This is a genomic window from Pseudoalteromonas sp. NFXS53, from assembly GCF_056629255.1.
In genome coordinates this window covers 126018-145237 of the sequence record NZ_JBWVBR010000009.1, presented here as the reverse complement: position 1 = coordinate 145237, position 19220 = coordinate 126018, and the positions used below count along the sequence as shown (strand labels likewise).

General features: G+C 39.8%; 16 protein-coding genes. 6 read left to right on the top strand and 10 right to left on the bottom strand.

Annotated features, from left to right (window positions below; translation table 11 throughout):
- Nucleotides 1-40 precede the first annotated feature (40 nt).
- The 9 genes from pyrF to gyrA form a co-directional block, all read right to left on the bottom strand.
- The gene (gene pyrF / locus AC1HJP_RS11620; RefSeq protein WP_480361964.1) at nt 41-745 is read right to left on the bottom strand and encodes an orotidine-5'-phosphate decarboxylase; all 705 of its coding nucleotides are present in this window, start codon (nt 743-745) and stop codon (nt 41-43) included.
- A gap of 32 nt (nt 746-777) precedes the next feature.
- A complete protein-coding gene (locus tag AC1HJP_RS11615) occupies nt 778-1914 on the bottom strand; it encodes a lipopolysaccharide assembly protein LapB (protein WP_480361963.1) in 1137 nt (378 codons plus the stop codon).
- Nucleotides 1914-2180: a lipopolysaccharide assembly protein LapA domain-containing protein gene (locus tag AC1HJP_RS11610; protein ID WP_138568557.1), complete on the bottom strand. Its 267-nt coding sequence runs from the start codon at nt 2178-2180 to the stop codon at nt 1914-1916. Before AC1HJP_RS11610 ends, AC1HJP_RS11615 begins: the two co-directional genes overlap by 1 nt.
- A gap of 14 nt (nt 2181-2194) precedes the next feature.
- On the bottom strand, nt 2195-2485 hold the full coding sequence (gene ihfB / locus AC1HJP_RS11605; protein WP_404389479.1) for an integration host factor subunit beta: 291 nt from the start codon (nt 2483-2485) through the stop codon (nt 2195-2197).
- Between the two features lie 58 nt (nt 2486-2543).
- Nucleotides 2544-4211 (bottom strand): 30S ribosomal protein S1, encoded by a 1668-nt coding sequence (rpsA, locus tag AC1HJP_RS11600; RefSeq protein WP_480361962.1) that lies wholly within the window; start codon nt 4209-4211, stop codon nt 2544-2546.
- A 92-nt stretch (nt 4212-4303) separates the two neighbouring features.
- Nucleotides 4304-5017 (bottom strand): (d)CMP kinase, encoded by a 714-nt coding sequence (gene cmk, locus AC1HJP_RS11595; protein ID WP_480361961.1) that lies wholly within the window; start codon nt 5015-5017, stop codon nt 4304-4306.
- A 154-nt stretch (nt 5018-5171) separates the two neighbouring features.
- On the bottom strand, nt 5172-6452 hold the full coding sequence (gene aroA / locus AC1HJP_RS11590; protein ID WP_480361960.1) for a 3-phosphoshikimate 1-carboxyvinyltransferase: 1281 nt from the start codon (nt 6450-6452) through the stop codon (nt 5172-5174).
- Nucleotides 6452-7531, bottom strand: coding sequence for a 3-phosphoserine/phosphohydroxythreonine transaminase (serC, locus tag AC1HJP_RS11585; RefSeq protein WP_480361959.1), 1080 nt, complete (start codon nt 7529-7531; stop codon nt 6452-6454). Before serC ends, aroA begins: the two co-directional genes overlap by 1 nt.
- 105 nt (nt 7532-7636) lie before the next feature.
- The gene (gyrA, locus tag AC1HJP_RS11580) at nt 7637-10321 is read right to left on the bottom strand and encodes a DNA gyrase subunit A (protein WP_480361958.1); all 2685 of its coding nucleotides are present in this window, start codon (nt 10319-10321) and stop codon (nt 7637-7639) included.
- Between the two features lie 178 nt (nt 10322-10499).
- Here gyrA and ubiG point away from each other — a divergent pair, with 178 nt between their 5' ends.
- From ubiG to yfaE, 5 genes are all read left to right on the top strand, one after another.
- Entirely contained in the window at nt 10500-11210 is a 711-nt protein-coding gene (gene ubiG / locus AC1HJP_RS11575) for a bifunctional 2-polyprenyl-6-hydroxyphenol methylase/3-demethylubiquinol 3-O-methyltransferase UbiG (RefSeq protein ID WP_480361957.1), read from the top strand.
- Nucleotides 11210-11854: an HAD family hydrolase gene (locus AC1HJP_RS11570; protein ID WP_480361956.1), complete on the top strand. Its 645-nt coding sequence runs from the start codon at nt 11210-11212 to the stop codon at nt 11852-11854. Before ubiG ends, AC1HJP_RS11570 begins: the two co-directional genes overlap by 1 nt.
- A 356-nt stretch (nt 11855-12210) precedes the next feature.
- Nucleotides 12211-14496, top strand: a complete 2286-nt coding sequence (nrdA, locus tag AC1HJP_RS11565; RefSeq protein ID WP_480361955.1) for a class 1a ribonucleoside-diphosphate reductase subunit alpha — start codon at nt 12211-12213, stop codon at nt 14494-14496.
- 60 nt (nt 14497-14556) lie between these two features.
- Entirely contained in the window at nt 14557-15687 is a 1131-nt protein-coding gene (gene nrdB / locus AC1HJP_RS11560; protein WP_138482323.1) for a class Ia ribonucleoside-diphosphate reductase subunit beta, read from the top strand.
- Nucleotides 15687-15959 carry a class I ribonucleotide reductase maintenance protein YfaE gene (gene yfaE, locus AC1HJP_RS11555; protein WP_138482325.1) on the top strand — a complete coding sequence of 91 codons (273 nt, stop codon included), beginning with the start codon at nt 15687-15689 and terminating at the stop codon, nt 15957-15959. The genes nrdB and yfaE overlap by 1 nt, the downstream gene beginning before the upstream one ends.
- Before the next feature lie 2 nt (nt 15960-15961).
- Here yfaE and AC1HJP_RS11550 read toward each other — a convergent pair whose 3' ends face one another.
- On the bottom strand, nt 15962-16486 hold the full coding sequence (locus tag AC1HJP_RS11550) for a YaeQ family protein (protein ID WP_480361954.1): 525 nt from the start codon (nt 16484-16486) through the stop codon (nt 15962-15964).
- A gap of 139 nt (nt 16487-16625) precedes the next feature.
- Here AC1HJP_RS11550 and AC1HJP_RS11545 point away from each other — a divergent pair, with 139 nt between their 5' ends.
- Nucleotides 16626-19139, top strand: a complete 2514-nt coding sequence (locus tag AC1HJP_RS11545) for a TonB-dependent receptor (protein WP_480361953.1) — start codon at nt 16626-16628, stop codon at nt 19137-19139.
- Nucleotides 19140-19220 lie beyond the last annotated feature (81 nt).

Below are 19220 nucleotides of genomic sequence, written 5' to 3'. Positions count from 1 at the left end.
TTACGCTGCCTTTGTTTTTTTAATACGTTTAACTTTCAGGTTAAGCATTAATTTCTAAATTAATTGCTTCTAACGCTTTCACAGGATCTTTGGCTTTTGTAATTGGTCGTCCAATTACTAAATAATCACTTCCCGCTTCAACCGCTTTCTTTGGTGTCATAATACGCTTTTGGTCGCCTACATCTGCACCAACAGGGCGAATACCTGGTGTCACTAATTTGAAGTCAGCACCTAATTCAGTTTTTAAGCTTTCAGCTTCTTGGGCTGAACATACCACACCATCAAGGCCAGCTTCTTGTGCAAGCTTTGCAAGGTATAAAACTTGCTCTTGTGGCGTTTTATCAACACCTAAGCGTGATAACTGTGCCTGATCCATGCTTGTTAAAACAGTTACAGCAATCAGTAATGGACCATTTTCATATTTAGCTAAGGCTTCTTTTGCCTTTTGCATCATTTCTAGACCACCACTTGCATGTACGTTAACCATCCACACACCTAGCTCAGCAGCGGCTGTTACAGCTTTAGCAACTGTATTAGGAATATCATGGAATTTTAGGTCTAAAAAGACATCAAAACCTAAGTCAACTAACTGTTTAACAAACTGAGGACCGAAATAGGTGAACATTTCTTTACCGACTTTAAGGCGACACGTTTGAGGAGAAAGTTGCTTAACAAAGTCTAATGCTGCTTGTTCATTGTCATAATCAAGCGCAATTAAGACCTTTTTAGAATCGTGTTGAGACATAATAATCCTAATCGAATAAAGTTAAATAAGCCTTAAAAACCATCTACGCCTTTATTTGGGCGTATGGTCTCCCAGTGCTTACAAGAAGGACAAAGCCAATATAATTTATGGCTTGTAAAACCACAGTGTCGACACTGATACTCTGGTTTGGTATTGATGTATGACGTAACCAAATGGTCTATTTCATGTAATACATCTTGTAGTTTGTGGTTTTTACTACTCAGCAGTTTTAATAAATAACTAAAACCTCTAATTGATGGCTCACGTTTTAAACTATCAGTTAGAAATTCTATCGCTTCATTGCCTTTGTTTAATTCTAATAAAGATTGGCAATGTTTTATTTTTATCAGCATACCGCCTTTAGGTAATAGCTCACTGATCAACTCATAAAACTGAGACTGCAAGTTGAGTGCATTATAACTGTGCTCAAGTTTTTCCATATAGATTGGTGCCGTGTCTGCAAAGCTGCAGATTAGTTTTCGCCAGTAATATATACTCTTTACATAATCCTCATTATTGTAAGCGTCTAAACCTAGTTCATACATAGGACGAATTGTTTTATGGTTTAGTGCAAACGTCTTTTCCATTAATTTGGGCGTTTGATTAGATAATGCAGTTTCGCAATAGAAGTTGGCGATTGCGGCACAATGACTTCTTTTACTAAATAAATCACTATGAGCTTCAAACATATTCACACCTTTTTGCCATTCGCTCATTTGTGAGTATAAATTGATAATTGGCTCTAGCGCTTGTGTGTTATTTGACTTAACCAAAATGATTAAATGCTCTTCAGCACTGTCTAGTAAGCCTGCCATAATGTAATCTTGCGCAAGCTCTAGTCTGCAATCAGACATGATGCGTTCATCTAAATTTGGCTGATTAAGAAGGAGTTCATGAATTTTGATTGCTCTATCTATTTCGCCTCGTTTGCGAAATAAACTGGCTAAAGTAAGGTAATGCTCTACAGAGTCAGCAGAGACTTCAAGAAGTTGAATAAGGTGCTCAAGGCCCTGATCTTCTTCACGGTCTAGTAAGAATTTTAGCCCTTTACTATATTCGGAAGTTATTTTTCTGCTGTGTTCATGAGCCTGATTCTTAGCACTATTCTTTCCCATTACATAACCGTAAGCAGCAGCAACAGGAAGAAGTAAAAACAGCAGTTCTATCATTATTGAGTATTTATCTGATCAGCGTTTACTTTATCTTTTCTATTTAAACGGTAATTCTGCCACTTTAGTTTAGAAACCGAAGCAGTGCCGATTAAACAACCAATCAACAACCCAATAATAAATGTGATTGCGAGAATAGTGGCAAGAGGTAAAGTGCTACTCGCTAAAATATAGTTTACTTGTACTTCTGAAGGATTTTGAGAACCTATTACAAAAGCTAAAACTATTAGAACTAACAACAATCCTTTTTTGGCGATCTTTACCAACTGCTACCCTACCCTTAACCTGCAATACTTGCGTTTACTCTATCTCTAAGCTCTTTACCAGGCTTAAAGTGTGGGACGTGTTTACCATCTAATTCAACTGTTTCACCAGTTTTTGGATTACGACCTGTACGAGGGGCACGGTAATGTAGCGAAAAACTACCAAATCCACGGATCTCAATGCGATCTGAATCTGCTAATGACCCTGCCATTTGTTCAAGAATCTCTTTAACGGCATTTTCAACGTCCTTCACAGGAATATGAATATGTTGTTCAGCTAACTGTTCTATCAATTCTGACTTTGTCATAATTTTTCCTCAAAATAAAAAGAAAGGGCAAAAGTGCCCTTTCTATCTGTACTCGAAATTAGTCTTTCTGAGCGTTTTTGAAAGCTGCAGCCATTGCATTTTCGAATGCTGGCTCTTCTTTCTTAAGCTTCTCAAGAACTTCTTTCTCTTCAGCTTCGAACATAGCTTTAACTGATAGGCTGATAGTACGGTTCTTACGATCAACACCTACGAATTTAGCTTCAATTTCGTCGCCTGTAGAAACAACAGTTGTTGCATCTTCAACACGCTCTTGAGCGATGTCAGCTACACGGATGTAACCTTCAACACCTTCGATAAGCTCAACAGTTGCACCTTTCGCGTCAACTTCAGTCACTTTACCTTTAACAATAGCACCTTTTTTGTTTGCGTCTAGGTAGTTATTGAAAGGATCTGCTTCAATTTGCTTAACGCCTAGTGAGATACGCTCACGCTCTGGGTCAACTTGAAGTACGATTGCAGTGATTTCGTCGCCTTTCTTGTACTCACGTACCGCTTCTTCACCTGGAGTGTTCCAAGAGATGTCAGATAGGTGTACAAGACCGTCGATACCACCTTCAAGACCGATGAAGATACCGAAGTCAGTGATTGACTTGATCTTACCAGTAACTTGGTCGCCTTTGTTCTGTAGACGAGCAAATTCTTGCCATGGGTTAGCAATACACTGCTTAAGACCTAGAGAAATACGACGACGCTCTTCGTCGATTTCAAGAACCATAACTTCAACTGTGTCACCTAGTGAAACAACTTTTGAAGGGTGGATGTTTTTGTTAGTCCAATCCATTTCTGAAACGTGAACTAGACCTTCAACACCTTCTTCGATTTCAACGAAACAACCGTAGTCAGTTAGGTTAGTTACACGACCTGAAAGCTTAGCACCTTCAGGGTAACGACCAGCGATAGCTGCCCATGGATCTTCGCCAAGTTGCTTAAGACCTAGAGAAACACGAGTTTTCTCTTTGTCGAACTTAAGTACTTTAACTGCGATTTCGTCACCAACGTTAACGATTTCACTTGGGTGCTTAACGCGCTTCCAAGCCATGTCAGTGATGTGTAGAAGACCATCAACACCACCTAAGTCTACGAATGCACCGTAGTCAGTAAGGTTCTTAACGATACCTTTAACTTCTTGACCTTCAACAAGGTTAGCAAGTAGTTCATCACGCTCTTGTGAGTTTTCAGACTCGATAACTGCACGACGAGAAACAACAACGTTGTTACGCTTCTGGTCAAGCTTGATTACTTTGAACTCTAACTCTTTACCTTCAAGGTGAGTTGTGTCACGTACTGGACGAACATCAACAAGTGAACCAGGTAGGAATGCACGGATTGAATCAACTTCAACAGTGAAACCGCCTTTAACTTTACCATTGATGATACCAGTAACAGTCTCTTGCTCTTCACATGCTTTTTCAAGACGGATCCAAGCTTCGTGACGCTTAGCTTTCTCACGAGAAAGGATAGTTTCACCGAAACCATCTTCGATAGCATCTAGTGCTACGTCTACTTCATCACCAACAGCAACTTCTAGTTCACCAGCAGCATTTTTGAATTGCTCAGCAGGGATTGCACTTTCAGATTTAAGGCCAGCGTCAACAAGAACGATGTTGTTCTCGATTGAGATAACAGTACCTTTAACGATTGAACCTTGTTCTGCTTCAAAACCCTTTAGGCTTTCTTCAAATAACTGCGCAAAATTTTCTGACATTATACGTCTCTAAATATTTAATAATCCAATTGGCAACCATGCCGCATGGGGTAGTTTAACGAGCACCGACTTCCTGTCAGTACATTAAAAATCTATGCTATAAGAGATTGTTTTAACTTACCATTTACAACGGCTTGTTCAAGGATGTTTTGAACTTCATTAAACACTTGTTCAGCGTTTAATGTTGTCGTATCAATTACAATGGCATCTTCAGCAGGCACCAGTGGCGCTACTTTGCGATTCATATCTCTGTCATCTCTCGCCTGAATATCAGCAAGAAGACCACTTAGTGTAACATTTAACCCACGACCATTCAACTCGTCGAAACGACGTTGAGCACGCTCTTCTGCGCTTGCTGTAAGGTAAATCTTAACTTCCGCATTTGGAAATACAACTGTGCCCATATCTCGACCATCTGCAATTAAACCTGCTTCGGTTCTAAATGCACGCTGGCGGCGCAACAAAGCTTCACGAACTCGCGGTAATGCAGCAACCTTTGAAGCCGCTGCGCCCACTTCTTCATTACGAATCGTTAAGCTTACGTCTTCGCCTTCTAAGATCACTTTACATGATTTAGTTTCACGGTCGATTGGAAATTGCACATCAAGATTAGCAGCAAGAGGCACTAATGCCTCTTCATTGTCTAATTCTATGTGGTGATGAATTGCAGCAAGCGCTAAAACGCGGTAAATCGCACCACTATCTAGCACTTCCCAATTCAATTTTTCAGCTAATAAACGACAAACAGTTCCTTTACCCGAACCACTTGGACCGTCAACGGTGATAACTGGCATTGCAGCCTGCATTTAAACCTCCTGAAATGCTCACCAAAAAATTCCGCGGCATTATACATCATGTTTTATGAATAGATCCTGTTTTAGCTGTAACTTTTTGTTAAATAATATAATTGAGGTACAGGGCTATAATCTTATAACCCTGCTTTTTCAAGATCTTGGGAGATTAATGAGTACTCAAAGATGCTAGTACATCGAAATAAGTTGGGAAGGTTTTAGCCGTACATTTAGGGTCATTAATGATCACTTCTTGGCCGCCTACAGCGACCATTGAAAAACACATAGCAATTCTGTGATCATCATAAGTATCTATATCAACTAAATTCAATGTTTCTGGTGGCGTAACTTCAATAAAGTCATTGCCTTCAACAACTTCAGCACCTAATTTTTTTAATTCAGTTGCCATTGCATGTAGTCGGTCTGTTTCTTTTACACGCCAGTTGTATATGTCTCTAATAGCCGTTTTGCCTTTAGCAAACAGTGCCACAGTCGCTAATGTCATAGCGGCATCAGGAATTGCATTGGCATTGATATCAACGCCGTTTAATTCGCCTTTGCGAACGACCAGTTTTTCATCATACCAATCGATCTTCGCGCCAACTTGCTCCATTACTTTTGCAAAACCAATATCACCCTGCACACTTGCCTTGCCGACGCCATTAATTTCTATTTCACCACCATTAATGGCTGCAGCAGCAATAAAGTAAGACGCAGATGAGGCATCCCCTTCTACCATAATGCTCTTTGGTGACTGATAGCCTTGACCTGCTTTAACAACAAAATGCTGGTAATTGTCATTTTCTACATGCACACCAAATTTTGCCATCACACCAATTGTAATATCGATATAGGGCTTTGAAACTAATTCACCAATGATCGAGATATTTAAATCACCATCGAATAAAGGTGCCGCCATTAAAATCGCTGTCAAAAACTGACTTGAAATACTGCCATCAATTTCTACATGTCCGCCTACTAGCTTTTTACCTAGGATTTTTAAAGGGGGATAGTCTTTATTTTTAAGGTAAGTAATATCTGCATCAATAGAATCTAATGCATCAACTAAATGACCTATCGGGCGCTCTTCCATTCTTGGTTCACCAATCAACTCATAATTGCCTTCAATAGCAGCTAAGACAGCTGTCAAAGGACGATATGCAGTACCAGCATTCCCTAAAAATAGTGGTTCATCAGGCGTTTTAAATTTGCCTGAAACACCATGCACAGTTGCGATGCTCTTGTCTTCGTTAAGTTCAACCTTAACGCCTAACTGTCCAAGCGCTTTTAGCATGTGTCTTATGTCATCGCTATCAAGCAAGTTAGTGACTTGCGTCACACCATCAGCAAGTGCTGCAAGCAGCAAGATTCGGTTCGATAGACTTTTTGAGCCAGGTAAGGTAACTGAACCACTTACCTTTTTAATTGGCTTTAAGGTAAGTTGTTCCATTAACTATTTTCCTGTGCAAATTTATCCATAAACGCGACTAGAGCTTCAATACCTTCTACTGACATTGCGTTATAAATACTTGCACGCATACCGCCAACAAATCTATGACCTTCAAGTGCAAGTAATCCTGCGGCTTCAGCTTCAGATAAGAACTTATCGTTTAAAGTGTCATCTTTAAGCCAAAATGGCACATTCATCAGTGAGCGACAGTGTGTAGCAACTTTATTAGAATAGAATTCTGAACTATCAATATAGTCATATAGGATCGCTGCTTTTTTCTTATTATGCGCTTCCATTGCTTTAACACCACCAATTGACTCTAGGTATTGAAATACTTCATTTGCTAAATACCAAGCAAAAGTTGGCGGCGTGTTATACATACTGCCTTGTTTTGCTTCAATCGCATAGTCAAGGATAGCTGGGCGAGGTAAACCTTCTCGCTCTAGTAAGGTTTTACGCACGATAACAATACATAAGCCTGAAGGGCCTATATTTTTCTGAGCACCCGCATAAATTAGATCAAAATCATCTACATTAATTTCACGTGACAAGATCATTGAAGACATATCTGCCACGATAGGTGCATCGTGCTTTGGCACATCGTATATCTCAATCCCATCAATTGTTTCGTTAGGACAATAATGAATAAACGACGCTTTTTCAGGTAATTTCCACTGTTCAACTGGCTGAATATCGAATTGGCCATCTACATCAGTGCGAATGTTAATACCTTCTACTTGAGTGAATTTTGCACCTTCTTTAGTTGCACCGCTTGACCAAATACCATTCTCAACATAAACACCAGGTGCATCATCTAGGTGAAGATTTAAAGGCACAGCTGCAAATTGGCCTCGACCACCGCCATGCATAAATAAAACTTCAAATTCATCTGAAATATTCATTAAACGACGAAGGCTTGCTTCACACTCTTTTACCATTTCTAGATAAGGCTGAGCTCTGTGGCTCACTTCCATGACAGATACACCTAAGTTCTGCCAATTTAAGAATTCTTGTTGTGCTTTTTTCATTACTTCTGGTGGCAACATTGCCGGACCAGCACAAAAATTATATACCGTCATTTCCTCATTCCTAAACTGTATATTTGTGAACGTATTGAGTTATCGTTATAAATAACTTCACGCTTTTTAGAGTTAAAAAAAGCGGCCGAAGCCGCTTTTTAAGATTTATTCACTCGGAGTATCTTCGCTACTCTCTTGTGTACCTTCTGGGTTATCTTGCACTACTGCTTCAGAACCATCTTCAGGTAATTCATCAACTTCGATTTCCTCGATACGTTGTAAACCAACTACTTGTTCTTCGTCAATAGTTCTTATCAAAATAACACCTTGTGTGTTACGGCCGACAGTAGAAACTTCGTTAACACGGGTACGAACAAGCGTGCCGCGGTTTGAGATAATCATGATTTCATGGTTATCTTCAACTTGCACCGCACCGACTACGTTACCGTTACGCTCCGATACCTTAATTGATACAACACCTTGTGTTGCACGGCTCTTCGCTGGGTAGTCTTCTAGAGGTGTACGTTTGCCATAGCCATTCTCTGTAACAGTCAAGATTGCACCGTCATTCTTAGGCACGATCAATGATACAACTTTAACACCTTCAGGCATCTTAATACCGCGAACACCGGTTGCTGTACGGCCCATAGGACGTAAAGCAAGCATTTCTTCACCAGTCTCAGGATCGATCTTAACTTCACCTGTTTCTGAATCACGAAGTTTTTCGTTGAATCGAACTACTTTACCGTGATCTGTGAATAGCATGATGTCGTTACTGCCATCTGTGATGTCTGCACCGATTAGGCTATCACCTTCATTAAGGTTAATTGCAATAATACCGCTTGCACGCTGACGGCTATAAGCTGTTAAAGGTGTCTTCTTAACTGTACCGTTCGCAGTTGCCATTAATACATACTTGTCATCTTCATATTCACGAACCGGCAAAATGGTTGTGATACGTTCATCCGCTTCTAGCGGTAACAAGTTAACGATTGGCTTACCACGAGCCTGACGTGATGCCAGTGGTAATTGGTACACTTTTAACCAGTACATTCTACCGGCTGTTGAGAAACACAAAATGGTATCGTGTGTATTTGCAACTAACAGACGTTCAATGAAATCTTCATCTTTCATCTTAGTTGCTGCTTTACCTTTACCACCACGGCGCTGCGCTTCGTAATCAGATAATGGCTGATACTTTACATAGCCTTCGTGAGAAAGTGTTACAACTACATCTTCTTCATTGATCAGATCTTCAAGGCTAATATCGTGGGCAGCAGCACTGATTTCAGTACGTCGCTCATCACCATATTGCTCTTTGATTTCGACAAGTTCATCACGGATTACTTCCATTAATCTTTCAGGTGAAGAAAGGATATATAGAAGCTCAGCAATTAGATCTAATAGTTCTTGATATTCACCAAGGATTTTCTCGTGCTCAAGACCTGTTAGCTTGTGTAAACGTAAATCAAGAATAGCTTGTGCTTGTTGTTCAGATAAATAGTACTGACCATCACGGATACCTAGCTCAGCAGCTAACCAATCTGGACGTGCAACATTGTCTTCACCAGCCTTTTCAAGCATAGCTTTAACTGTACCCAACTCCCAAGGACGCGCAACAAGGGCTTGTTTCGCTTCAGAAGGCGTTGGTGACTTACGAATTAACTCAATAATTGGGTCGATATTCGCAAGTGCAATTGCTAAACCTTCAAGTGTATGCGCTCTATCACGGGCTTTACGTAAATCGAATACCGTACGACGAGTAACAACTTCACGACGGTGGATAATAAACGCATCAAGCATTTCTTTTAGGTTGAAACACTTAGGTTGATTATTATCAAGTGCAACCATATTCATACCGAATACAGTTTGCATTTGTGTTTGTGCGTAAAGGTTATTTAATAGAACTTCACCCACTTCACCACGCTTAACCTCAATAACGATACGCATACCGTCTTTATCAGATTCGTCACGAAGCGCACTAATGCCTTCGATTTTCTTATCTTTTACGAGCTCAGCGATTTTTTCGATTAAACGCGCTTTGTTAACTTGATAAGGAATTTCATGAACGATGATCGTTTCACGACCTGTTTTTTCATCCACTTCAATTTCAGCACGTGCACGAATGTATACCTTACCACGACCCGTTTTATAGGCTTGTTCGATGCCCTTCTTACCGTTAATAATCGCAGCAGTTGGGAAATCTGGACCTGGGATATATTCGATTAACTCTTCAATCGTTAAATCAGGGTTTTGAATAAGCGCTAAACAGCCATTGATCACCTCTGTTAAGTTATGAGGTGGAATGTTGGTCGCCATACCTACAGCGATCCCCGAAGAACCATTCACTAATAAGTTAGGTACTTTAGTTGGTAATACATCAGGGATTTGCTCTGTACCATCGTAGTTAGGTACATAGTCAACGGTTTCTTTTTCAAGATCAGCAAGTAGTTCGTGCGACATTTTTGCCATACGTACTTCGGTATAACGCATCGCAGCAGCAGAGTCACCGTCAACAGAACCGAAGTTACCTTGACCGTCAACCAGCATATAACGTAGAGAGAAAGGCTGAGCCATACGAACAATGGTGTCGTATACAGCACTGTCACCATGCGGGTGGTATTTACCGATAACATCACCGACAACACGAGCCGACTTCTTATAAGGCTTATTCCAGTCGTTACGAAGCTCATTCATGGCAAATAATACACGACGGTGAACGGGCTTTAGACCGTCACGTACGTCTGGTAATGCACGACCCACGATTACACTCATCGCGTAATCTAGGTATGAATTTTTTAACTCGTCTTCGATATTGACCGGGAGGATTTCATTGGCGAGATCAGTCATTGATTGCACTTTCCTTCAGAGTCTATCTCTATTAGCACTATCAAGTGCCCTAGAGATTAAGTTATTATTAATATCAACACCCATGCTAACACAGATTTATAATTATTACAGGCGCAAAATCCGTGTGATTTTGAAATAATCCAATTTAAATGCGCTCAGATTCACGAGGAAGTTTTTTATGACCGAGCATCAAAATGTAGATCCACAAGAAATTGCGAAATTTGAGAGCATCGCAGAAAGATGGTGGGATACAGAAGGAGAATTCAAACCCCTTCATGATATTAATCCGTTACGTCTCGATTTTATTAATGACAAGTCTAATAATTTATTTGATAAGCAAGTTGTCGATATCGGCTGTGGTGGCGGTATTTTAACTGAAAGCATGGCGAAGCTGGGTGCCAAAGCAACGGGTATAGACTTAGGCCAAGAGCCGCTCAATGTAGCAAAACTGCACGCTTTAGAAGTGGGTGTGACAGTTGACTATATAAAAGTACCCGCAGAGGAATTTGCAGTAAACAATGCTGAGCAATTTGATGTAGTAACGTGCATGGAAATGCTTGAGCACGTCCCAGACCCTGAATCTATTATCCAAGCTGCTGCACAAATGGCAAAGCCTGGCGCAAGTGTATTCTTTTCAACTTTAAACAAAACGATTAAAGCGTATTTGCTTGCTATCGTCGGTGCAGAAAAAATTCTAAAAATGGTACCTGAGGGTACACATGAACACGATAAGTTTATTCGTCCTTCTGTTTTAATTGGCTGGGCTGAAAAAGCAGGCCTTAAAGTACGTGCTAGTGCGGGGATCAATTACAACCCAATCAATAAAACATTCACCTTAACTGATGATGTCAGTGTGAATTACTTACTTCATTTCGAGAAACTTGATTGATGAAGGCTGTCATATTCGATTTAGACGGCACCCTACTCGACACCACTGACGACTTGGGGGCTGCTTTAAACCACGTTCTTGAAATAAATGGGCTTGCTGCTGTTTCTCGAGAAGTATATAGCCCTGCAATTTCTGATGGCGTAAAAGCGCTCTTAGATGTTGGCTTTGGTAGCCGGCTCGTTGAATTTGATTTAGCTAGCTTAAGACAAGATGTTCTTGACCATTATGCAGCCAATATTGCAGTGCATACGAATTGCTTTGATGGTGTACCAGAATTAATTCAGTCTTTGCATAATGATGATATTAAAGTCGCAATCATGACGAATAAGCCCACATTCCTTACTTTACCACTTGTTGGGAAAATTTCAGCACTCAAAGAAATTGAAGTTATTGTTTGTGGAGACACGTTAGATGAAGCTAAGCCTTCACCAAAGCCATTATTATATGCAGCGGAACAATTAGGCATTAGTTCATCCGATTGTCTTTATGTCGGTGATGCACAACGAGATATTCAAGCTGCAAAAGCGGCAGGTATGACTTCTGCTTGTGCTTTGTGGGGATACATCCCAAGTCTTGAAGACGCGTACAGTTGGCAAGCAGATCTAAATTTAACTAACCCACTTTTAGTACTAGACCATATCTAGTGCTCACATTTACGCCAAAACACTATATCTAGTGTTTTGGCTCTTTCATCACCACAAGCTGCTCATTAAGAAAACACTCTAAATTTTTTTTATTTTCTTTAAAAATAGCATCATTTTTATTGATTTCCTGCTGAGGTTACTTGCATCAAACCTCAAAAGGTTAATAGTTACTAACACTTTTTATTTATCCCAAACTTATCCACATTTGTGCATTTACCTTGCTATTGCAAATTAAATTGAACCCCACTATCTTGTGATCCCAATCAGAAGAACCACCATATATAGTGGTCAAAACCTGAGCTTTTTTTCGCCATTTATTTTTTAAATATTCAATCCGAAGGATTACAGGCACAGCTATGAACCAACAGTTATCTGTCAGTAAAAGAAACGGCCGCAAAGAGCCGCTCGATCTCGATAAAATTCACCGCGTCATTACTTGGGCTGCAGAAGGCTTAGATAATGTTTCAGTTTCTCAGGTTGAATTAAAGTCACACATTCAATTTTATGATGGGATCCGTACTGAAGATATTCATGAAACTATCATTAAAGCTGCTGCCGATTTGATCGATAAAGACTCTCCGGATTACCAGTATCTTGCTGCACGTCTAGCTATTTTCCATTTACGAAAAAAAGCATATGGCCAATTTGAGCCACCACGTTTATATGACCACATTACGAAGCTGGTTGAACAAAAGCGTTATGATCAACACCTTCTTATCGATTACACCGAGCAAGAAATTGACGAGCTTGATAACTACTTAGATCATAGCCGTGACTTAAATTTTAGCTATGCAGCGGTGAAACAGTTAGAAGGTAAGTACCTTGTACAAAACCGTGTAACTGGCGAAATCTACGAAAGTGCTCAGTTTTTATATATTCTTGTTGCTGCAAGCTTATTCTCTGATTACCCTAAAGAAACTCGTCTTGATTACATCAAACGTTTCTATGATGCGGTTTCTTTATTCAAGATTTCATTACCGACACCTATTATGGCAGGTGTTCGTACACCAACGCGTCAATTCAGCTCTTGTGTATTAATTGAAACGGGTGATAGCTTAGACTCAATCAATGCGACTTCATCGGCAATCGTTAAATATGTCAGTCAACGTGCTGGTATTGGTATAAATGCTGGTCGTATTCGTGCCCTAGGTAGCCCAATTCGTAACGGTGAAGCTTACCACACAGGTTGTATTCCTTTTTATAAGCACTTCCAAACGGCTGTTAAAAGTTGTTCACAAGGTGGTGTGCGCGGTGGTGCAGCTACCCTCTTCTATCCACTTTGGCATTTAGAAGTAGAAAACCTACTGGTACTTAAAAACAATCGTGGTGTTGAAGAAAACCGCGTTCGTCACCTAGATTACGGTGTGCAGTTCAACAAAACAATGTACGCTCGCCTTATCAAAGACGACTACATTACACTGTTCAGCCCGTCAGATGTACCGGGGCTTTACGATGCATTCTTCGAAGATCAAGAAGAGTTCGAGCGTTTATATACGCAGTACGAGCAAGATGAGTCTATTCGTAAAAAGCGCATTAAAGCGATTGAGCTATTCTCTATGTTCGCACAAGAGCGCGCGAGTACTGGCCGTGTTTACTTACAAAACGTTGACCACTGTAATACGCATAGCCCGTTTGATTCAAAGGTTGCGCCTATTCGTCAGTCTAATTTATGTCTTGAAATTGCGCTGCCAACAAAGCCGCTTTCACACATTAATGATCCAGAAGGTGAAATCGCGCTATGTACGCTATCAGCTTTTAACCTTGGCGCAATCGACTCTCTAGATGAACTTGAAGAATTAGCTGAGCTTGCTGTTCGTGCACTTGATAATCTATTAGATTTCCAAGACTATCCGGTTCCTGCTGCACACACTGCAACTATGGGTCGTCGTACGCTAGGTATTGGTGTAATTAACTATGCTTATTACCTTGCGAAAAATGGCGTTAAGTACTCTGATGGCAGCGCGAATAACCTAACTCACCTCACATTTGAAGCGATTCAATACTATCTAATGAAAGCTTCAAATGAACTTGCCAAAGAGCGTGGTGCATGTCCTAAGTTCAATGAGACAACGTATTCAAAAGGTATTATGCCGATTGATACTTACAAGCGTGACTTAGATAAAATTTGTAGCGAAGCGCTTCGTCTTGATTGGGATGCACTGCGCGCAAGCATTCAAGAACATGGTATGCGTAACTCAACTGTATCTGCACTGATGCCATCAGAGACTTCATCACAGATCTCAAATGCAACAAATGGTATTGAGCCACCTCGTGGCCATATCAGTGTTAAAGCAAGTAAAGATGGTATCTTGAAGCAGGTAGTGCCTGAGTATGAAAAGTTAAAAGATCAATATGAGCTACTTTGGGACATTCCTTCGAATGACGGTTATCTTGGTCTTGTAGGTATCATGCAGAAGTTTATTGACCAAACTATCTCTGCTAACACGAATTATGATCCAACTCGCTTTGAAGGTGGTAAAGTACCAATGAAGTTGCTTCTTAAAGACCTGCTTACTGCTTATAAGTTGGGTGTTAAGACACTTTATTATCACAATACACGTGATGGTGCATCAGACTCTCAAGACGAATTAAAACCAGAAATTGAAGATGATGGCTGCGAAGGCGGCGCGTGTAAAATTTAATTAAGACGTGAGTAAGCATTGTGCTTGCTCACTTTTTTGCGTTATCGAGTATTAAAAAATATGTCTTATTCCACATTTAGCAGAAATCATAACGACCAGTTAAAAGAACCAATGTTTTTTGGTCAAACTGTAAACGTGTCACGTTATGACCAGCAGAAATACCCTATTTTTGAAAAATTAATTGAAAAGCAGCTATCATTTTTCTGGCGTCCAGAAGAAGTTGATGTGTCTAAAGACCGCTTAGATTTCCAGGCGTTGCCTGAACATGAAAAACACATTTTCTTAAGCAACTTGAAATATCAAACATTGCTAGATAGTGTTCAAGGCCGTTCGCCAAATGTTGCATTATTACCTATTGTTTCAATCCCTGAGCTTGAAACTTGGATTGAAACTTGGGCGTTCAGTGAAACTATTCATAGCCGTTCATATACACATATTATACGTAACGTAACACAGTCACCTGAAGTTATCTTTGACGACATCGTAAGCAACGATAAAATCAATGAGCGTGCTGATGCGGTTACTAAATATTACGACGAGCTAATCGAGAAGGTATCGATTTATAACCTTTACGGTGAAGGTAAGCATGTAATTAATGGTGAAGAAGTTCGAATTAACTTATTTGAGCTTAAGAAACTACTTTATCTTTGCATCATGTCTGTAAACATTTTAGAAGCTATACGCTTCTATGTCAGCTTCGCTTGTTCATTTGCTTTTGCAGAGCGTGAACTAATGGAAGGTAACGCAAAGATCATCAAACTTATCGCCCGTGACGAAGCCCTTCACCTTTCTGGTACTCAGCATATTCTAAATATTATGCAAGAAGGTAAAGACGATCCTGAGATGTCTATTGTTGCTGCGCAATGTGAAGCTGAAGCAATTCGCATGTTCGAAGAAGCTGCACAGCAAGAGAAAGAATGGGCTGAATATCTGTTTAAAGACGGCTCTATGATTGGTCTAAACAAAGACATCCTTTGCCAATATGTTGAATACATCACTAACACTCGTATGTCAGCTGTTGGTTTAAAGCCTATTTTTGAAACTAAGAGCAACCCAATCCCTTGGATTAATGCCTGGTTAGTATCAGACAACGTACAAGTTGCTCCGCAAGAAGCTGAGATCAGCTCTTACCTAGTCGGCCAAATCGACTCTCAAGTTGATGCATCTGACTTCGGTGATTTCGATTTATAATGAATTCGAAACCCAGTTCAAAAATATCTATTGAAGAACATTCTGAGCCGCTTACATTTGCGGCTCAGTGCCCTTCAATACTAGATGCACTCGAAAAAGCAAATATTGAAGTCACTTATCAATGTAGAGAGGGGTTTTGTGGTGCATGTAGAGCCAAACTTAACTCAGGTGAAGTGATTTACAACCAAGAGCCGTTAGCATTTGTAAGAGATGGTGAAGTATTAATGTGTTGCTCTAAGCCTTTAACTGATATTTCAATCACATTACTCTAGTATTAACAAAGTTGTTTTATTTCTGTTTGGTAGTAACCTGACTTATCACTCACACTCATCGAATTCTCTTCAATTAAAATATCCCAGTGCATACTATTGGTTAAGTTTGTTTTTAGATCTTCTAAGAAGCTTGCTTTAAGGGTGAAAATACTAATATTGTGATGTTGTATTAATTGTGGTGATATTTCTTCATACCAGCGCTCACCTTCGATAGTTAAAATCAAAAGTTTATCGTAAAGTTTACACAGTCGGTTAATTTCGCCTATGTCTAACTCTGACACATATAAGGCTAAGACAATCTTTTGCTCATCGTTTTCACACCAAACATCCGGATACGATTTATCAGACTTTTGATTTAAAAAAGTGTGCTGGTTGTAAGAAAGTGCGCAAAACCCTAATATCCTTAGCAAAAAGTGATCTAGACTTTCTCTTTTTGCGACAGCAGCTGTAAACACTTCGATATGATTTGCATGGTGAAAAAGATCCGCCACTTTTAACCTTGCTTTAAAGACAAAAGGTTTGCTCATCAGATACTCCTATCCCTAATGAACTAACTTTAGGTCAAAAATGCGATAATTCAACAAAGCTACAGTATAACATTCGTTGATCGCAGGCATGGTGTTGTTATACCATAACTATAACTGAGAACATTAATGAAGTACTAAGATGAAAAAACACTCTATAATTGCGACTGCAATTCTGACAGCTTTGTCTACAGGTAATGCATATGCCGCGCAAATCACGGGTAAAGTGATTGACTCAAACAAGCAACCTATATCTGGTGCTAAAGTTCACCTGCATGGTAAAAAGCAATCTGTTATTACTGACAGATTTGGTAAATTTAGCATCAATACTGATTCTGATAGTCAACTACACATCACTAAAAACAATTACATTGACCAGCGAATTGATATCAAAGCAGATCAAGGTAACGTACTAGTGTCTTTAGAGCCTAGTTCAGTTGAAAGCATCGTTGTCTATGCCTCTGCCCTTCATAAAAATAATTTAGAAATGGCATCACCTGTTTCAGTTTTATCTGGCGATGAATTGAAAAAGCAAGCTAAGCCAACTCTAGGCGAGACACTTAAAGGTCAACCAGGTATTAATGCTAGCTACTTCGGGCCAGTATCTTCTAGCCCAATTATTCGTGGCTTAGATGGTCCAAGAGTAAAAATCACGCAAAATGGCTTAGATAGTAGCGACGCTTCTCGTATTGGTCCTGACCATGCGACTAGTAACGAAAGTTTATCAGCAGAACAAATAGAGGTATTACGTGGCCCAGCAACCCTACTTTATGGCTCTGGTGCAATAGGTGGTGTTGTAAACGTTGTAGATAACCGTATCCCGACAGACATCATTGAGACATCAACAGGTGCTGTTGGGTATAGCTTCGATACTGTGTCTAACACGAATACTTATGCTGCTTTATTCGAAACAGGTAAAGATGGATTAAATTTCCATTTTGACGGTGTGGTAAGAAATGGCAAAGATTATGACGCACCTGAGTACCCTTCTCATGAAGAACATAGTGAACATGAAGAGCATGATGAACATGAAGAGCACGGTGAACATGAAGAGCACGAGGAACACGAGGAACTTTTAAAATCAGTACCAAATACATTCATCGACTCTCAACAGGTTAATTTTGGTACAAGCTATGTAAATGACCACCTAACTTTAGGATTCTCATTTGGCAGAATTGATACTGATTATGGTATTCCAGCTCATAGCCATGCTGGTCATGATCACGGTCATGAAGAACATGAGCACGAAGAACACGAGCATGAAGGCCATGAAGAAGATGAACATGAATCTCATGAAGACGAAGGTCATAATGAAGAAAGTGTTTTTGCACGGGTAAAACAAGACCGTTGGCAAGCGCTTTTTAATTACGCTCTGCACAATCATTACATTGAAAATATCAACGTAAAAGCGGGCTTCACTGATTATCAACACAGTGAGATTGAAGGCGGTGCTGTAGGCACAACTTTCAAAAATAAAACGTCTGAATTGAGAACGAGTGTTGAGCATAAACTTGCTGGCTGGCATGGTATTATTGGTTATCATTTCTCTGATAGTGATTATGAAGCTCAAGGTGCAGAGGCATTTACGCCTGCTACTGAAACAAGAAGTCATGCGCTTTATGTCTTAGAAGAAAAAAAGTTTGGTGACTTTACTCTTGAATTAGGTGCCCGTATTGAAGATTACCAACTGTCTAGTGTTATCTCTGAAGAAGCACACGAAGAGCATGACGATCACGATCACGATCACGATCACGATCACGATCACGATCACGATCACGATCACGAAGAGCATGATGAAAAACGTTTATTTGCATACGAGTTAAACCAAACTAATATGAGCTACTCAATTGGTGGTGTATATGATTATGCAGAAGGACAGAACATTGCTGTTAACTTGTCACACTCTGAACGCTCACCTTTAACCGCGGAACTACTTTCTAACGGTACCCATATCGCAACAAGTACTTACGAGCTAGGTCTTGGTTATCATTTAGAAGATGGAGAAGCCCACTTCGAACCAGAAGACATTCAACAAGAAGTTTCGACAAACTTTGATCTAAGCTTTAGAAAGTTCACTGGTGATTTTGGTTACACACTAAACTTCTTCTATAACGATGTAGAAAACTATTATTACCAAGAAAATACAGGCCTAATTTATTCTTCTGAACACGGTATTGAAGAAGCAGATCATGAGCATGAAGGTGCGTTGCCTGTATACCAATTCAAGAGCCAGGATGCTGAGCTATATGGTTTTGAACTAGATACTCACTACAAGCTGAATGAAGAAAATACGGTTAAGCTATTTGCTGACTCAATTACGGCAAAACTAAAAGACTCAAGTTATTTACCTCGTATTCCAAGCAATAAAATTGGCATTAAGTACGAATACGCACTCGACAACTTAGTTGCAGATGTAACTGTTACCCATTACGCAAGTCAAAATAAAATCACTGCCTATGAGAGTAAAACAGACGGTTATACGTTGGTTGATTTCAGTATGCAGTATGATTTTGATGTCGCCGGTAATGATGTAATGGCTTATTTTAATATCGATAACTTAACGGATGAATTAGGTTTCGTTCATACTTCTGTAATTAAAGAGCAAGCACCGCTTCCAGGAAGAAACTTTAAACTTGGTTTTAGAGCCTTCTTCTAAAATTTAAGTAATCACTCTAACAAAAGGCCGATTTATCGGCCTTTTGTTGTTTTTATCCAACCAAGTAATTGAATTTATATT

Bases quoted from the DNA above. Each gene is read 5' to 3' on its own strand.
- pyrF (WP_480361964.1), bottom strand. From the start codon at position 745: ATGTCTCAACACGATTCTAAAAAGGTCTTAATTGCGCTTGATTATGAC.
- AC1HJP_RS11615 (WP_480361963.1), bottom strand. From the start codon at position 1,914: ATGATAGAACTGCTGTTTTTACTTCTTCCTGTTGCTGCTGCTTACGGT.
- ihfB (WP_404389479.1), bottom strand. From the start codon at position 2,485: ATGACAAAGTCAGAATTGATAGAACAGTTAGCTGAACAACATATTCAT.
- rpsA (WP_480361962.1), bottom strand. From the start codon at position 4,211: ATGTCAGAAAATTTTGCGCAGTTATTTGAAGAAAGCCTAAAGGGTTTT.
- cmk (WP_480361961.1), bottom strand. From the start codon at position 5,017: ATGCAGGCTGCAATGCCAGTTATCACCGTTGACGGTCCAAGTGGTTCG.
- aroA (WP_480361960.1), bottom strand. From the start codon at position 6,452: ATGGAACAACTTACCTTAAAGCCAATTAAAAAGGTAAGTGGTTCAGTT.
- serC (WP_480361959.1), bottom strand. From the start codon at position 7,531: ATGACGGTATATAATTTTTGTGCTGGTCCGGCAATGTTGCCACCAGAA.
- gyrA (WP_480361958.1), bottom strand. From the start codon at position 10,321: ATGACTGATCTCGCCAATGAAATCCTCCCGGTCAATATCGAAGACGAG.
- ubiG (WP_480361957.1), top strand. From the start codon at position 10,500: ATGACCGAGCATCAAAATGTAGATCCACAAGAAATTGCGAAATTTGAG.
- AC1HJP_RS11570 (WP_480361956.1), top strand. From the start codon at position 11,210: ATGAAGGCTGTCATATTCGATTTAGACGGCACCCTACTCGACACCACT.
- nrdA (WP_480361955.1), top strand. From the start codon at position 12,211: ATGAACCAACAGTTATCTGTCAGTAAAAGAAACGGCCGCAAAGAGCCG.
- nrdB (WP_138482323.1), top strand. From the start codon at position 14,557: ATGTCTTATTCCACATTTAGCAGAAATCATAACGACCAGTTAAAAGAA.
- yfaE (WP_138482325.1), top strand. From the start codon at position 15,687: ATGAATTCGAAACCCAGTTCAAAAATATCTATTGAAGAACATTCTGAG.
- AC1HJP_RS11550 (WP_480361954.1), bottom strand. From the start codon at position 16,486: ATGAGCAAACCTTTTGTCTTTAAAGCAAGGTTAAAAGTGGCGGATCTT.
- AC1HJP_RS11545 (WP_480361953.1), top strand. From the start codon at position 16,626: ATGAAAAAACACTCTATAATTGCGACTGCAATTCTGACAGCTTTGTCT.